The organism is Mycolicibacterium arseniciresistens (assembly GCF_030519285.1).
GTDB classification, from domain to species: Bacteria; Actinomycetota; Actinomycetes; order Mycobacteriales; family Mycobacteriaceae; genus Mycobacterium; species Mycobacterium arseniciresistens.
Genome location: NZ_JAUMSQ010000473.1, coordinates 1 through 2,978 on the forward strand (window position 1 = coordinate 1; position 2,978 = coordinate 2,978).

At 71.3% G+C, this 2,978-nt stretch carries 4 protein-coding genes; 3 read left to right on the top strand and 1 reads right to left on the bottom strand.

The genetic code is table 11. The features are described 5' to 3' along the window. On the top strand, positions 1–294 hold a 294-nt coding region (locus tag Q2100_RS30630; RefSeq protein ID WP_302917041.1), incomplete at its 5' end, for a heme-binding protein. Positions 295–384: 90 nt separating this feature from the next. On the opposite strand, the gene Q2100_RS30635 is transcribed toward Q2100_RS30630, so the two are convergent. Continuing rightward, on the bottom strand, positions 385–1,203 hold the full coding sequence (locus Q2100_RS30635) for a DUF1206 domain-containing protein (RefSeq protein ID WP_269896445.1): 819 nt from the start codon (positions 1,201–1,203) through the stop codon (positions 385–387). 158 nt (positions 1,204–1,361) lie between these two features. Between Q2100_RS30635 and Q2100_RS30640 the strand changes: the two genes are divergently transcribed. Beyond that, positions 1,362–1,730 (top strand): YraN family protein, encoded by a 369-nt coding sequence (locus Q2100_RS30640; RefSeq protein ID WP_302917042.1) that lies wholly within the window; start codon positions 1,362–1,364, stop codon positions 1,728–1,730. Further along, positions 1,731–2,978 (top strand): YifB family Mg chelatase-like AAA ATPase (locus Q2100_RS30645; RefSeq protein ID WP_302917043.1); only part of this gene is annotated, 1,248 nt, incomplete at its 3' end.

The following is a 2,978-nucleotide window of genomic DNA, read 5'->3' on the forward strand; positions in this document are numbered from 1 at the left end:
GCCCAGCCCGACCCGTGCAGCGCCAGCGGTTACGCCACCACCGCCAGCGGTGTGCTCAACGCCGCGGGCGGCTACCTGGCCGCCCACCCGGGCGCGAACGACGTGCTGACCGCCGCGGTCAACCAGCCGGCCGCCGACGCCGAGCGCAACGTGCGGGGATACTTCGAGGCCCATCCGAACGAGTACTTCGACCTGCAGAACATCGCCCGACCGCTGACCGACCTGCGGAACCGGTGCGGCACGGCGGTCACCCCGAGCCAGCTGGCCACGCTGTTCGACGCGCTGGAGGACTGACGCTGTCGCTGAAACGCCGAACGTGCGCTCACTGCGACATCCGAGCCGGGATCTCGCGCTGAGCGCACGTTCGGCGCGTCGGTGGGTGTTCTACATCCGCCCGTAGCGCGCCCGCACGAAGCTGTAGGCGCCGAACGCGGCGATACCGATCGCCGCGGCCACCAGGAGGAACTTGCCGAACGGCGCCTCGCCGAGGGCCTTGACCGCGGCGTCCAGTCCGGAGGCCTTGGCCGGATCGGCCTGCAGGGTCGCCACGATGACCAGGATGCCCGCGCCGGCGAGCACGAGGCCCTTGGCCACGTAGCCGGCGATGCCGACGGCCTTGACTCCGCTGCCGCCCGACACCCGGAGATCCTTGAAGAACTTCTTCGTCACGCCCTTGTAGACGTGGTAACCGCCGACGCCGATCACGCCGAGGCCGACCGCGACGAGAAGCAGCTTGCCCCAGCCCGACTGCATCAGCTGCGCCGACATGCCGGAGTTCTGCTGGCCGCTGGACTGGCCGCTGCCCGTGGCGAAGCGCGCCGCCGAGAACGCGATCGCGAAGTTGACGATCGCCAGCGCCACGGCCTTGCCCCGCTTCCAGGCGGGTGAGTCGTCCTGTCCCCGGCCGGAGCTCTCACCGGGCTTCGAGCCGATCACCGCTTCGGCCAGCCGCCACAGGCCGAGCGCGACCAGTCCGACGACCGCGATCCACAGCATGATCTTGCCGCCGGTCTGGTTGCCGATCGTGGCGAGCGCGCCGGACTGGTCGGCGTTGCCGCCGGATCCGAATGCGATGCGCAGGATGATGTAGCCGACGAGCAGGTGCAGCACCCCGCTGATGGCGAAGCCGGCGCGCGCCGCGTATTCGAAAGCGTCGCTGTCGGTGGCCCTGTCGACCACGCCCTGGCTCGGTCTGGCACTCATGAGGACCTCCTGCGACTTCGCAGATCGACTGGATGGGACGCGGCGGTATACCCCGTTTTTTACGCTTGCGAAACCCGGTCCTGCCCGCATTGTGGACAAACCCGTGGCTGGGGATGGACTCCGGTCTCCTGTCGGTGCGCCGGACCAGCGTTGCGGCCATGACCACGTGGACACGCGCCGAGATTGGCGCACTCGGCGAGAAGCTCGCCGTCGAGCACCTCACATCGCTCGGGCTGCGGGTGCTGGCCCGCAACTGGCGTTGCCGCTACGGCGAACTCGACGTCATCGCCACCGACCCGGCGGCGCGGGCGGTGGTGTTCGTCGAAGTCAAGACGCGGACGTCGGATCGGTTCGGTGGCGTGGCGCAGGCGGTCACCCCGGAGAAGGTGCGCCGGCTGCGGCGGTTGGCGGGGATCTGGCTGGCGGGTCAGACCGACAGCTGGGCGTCGGTGCGGCTCGATGTCATCGGGGTGCGCATCGGACGCTGCCCGGTGCCGGAGATCACCCACGTGCAGGGGGTGGGGTAGATGGCGGTGGGCCGGGCGTTCTCGGTGGCGGTCCGCGGCCTGGACGGCCACATCGTCGAGATCGAGGCCGACATCGCCAACGGTCTGCCCGGCGTGCACCTGGTGGGGTTGCCCGACGCGGCGCTGCAGGAGTCGCGCGACCGGGTGCGCGCGGCGATCACCAACTGCGGCTACGAGTGGCCGATGAGGCGCCTGACGCTCGCCCTCTCACCGGCCACCCTGCCGAAGATGGGATCGGTCTACGACATCGCGCTGGCCTCCGCGGTGCTGTCGGCGCACTCGAAGAAGGAGTGGCCGCGGCTGGAGAAGGCGGTGCTGCTGGGCGAACTCGCGCTCGACGGCCGGGTGAGGGCCATCAAGGGCGTGCTGCCCGCGGTGCTGGCGGCCAAGCGGGAAGGCTGGCCGACGGTGGTGGTGCCGGTGGACAATCTCGCCGAGGCCAGCCTCATCGACGGCATCGACGTGCTCGGCGCCCGCACCCTGGGGCAGCTGCAGGCGTGGCTTGCGGGCAAGGCGCCGCTCGCCGAACGGATCTGCGCGCCGCCCGCGCCGCCCGAGGAGACGGTCGACCTCGCCGACGTGGTCGGCCAGACGGAGGCCCGCTACGCCGTCGAAGTGGCCGCGGCGGGCGCCCACCACCTGATGTTGACCGGGCCACCGGGGGTGGGCAAAACCATGCTGGCGCAACGGCTTCCGGGACTGCTGCCGCCGCTGTCGCACGAGGAGTCGCTCGAGGTCACGGCGATCCACTCGGTGGCAGGCCTGCTGTCGGGCAGCGCGCCCCTGATCACCCGCCCGCCGTTCGTGGCGCCGCACCACACGTCGAGCGTGGCGGCGCTGGTGGGCGGCGGGACGGGAATGGCCCGCCCGGGTGCGGTGAGCCGGGCGCATCGAGGGGTGCTGTTCCTCGACGAGTGTGCCGAGATCGGTCTCAGCGTGCTGGAGGCGATGCGAACTCCACTGGAAGACGGTGAGATCCGGCTCGCACGGCGCGACGGGGTGGCACGCTACCCCGCGCGGTTCCAGCTGGTGATGGCCGCCAATCCGTGCCCGTGCGCACCGATCGACCCGCGGGACTGCATGTGCGGCAGTGCCGAGAAACGCCGCTACCTGGGCAGGTTGTCCGGTCCGCTGATGGACCGGGTGGATCTGCGGGTGCAGATGCACTCGGCCCGTAGCGGGGCGTTCGCCGCCGAGGACGGTGAACCCACCGGCGAGGTGCGGGCGCGCGTGGCCGCCGCCCGCGCC

Coding starts and splice junctions, on each gene's coding strand:
- Q2100_RS30640 (WP_302917042.1), top strand. CDS start 1,362: ATGACCACGTGGACACGCGCCGAGATTGGCGCACTCGGCGAGAAGCTC.
- Q2100_RS30635 (WP_269896445.1), bottom strand. CDS start 1,203: ATGAGTGCCAGACCGAGCCAGGGCGTGGTCGACAGGGCCACCGACAGC.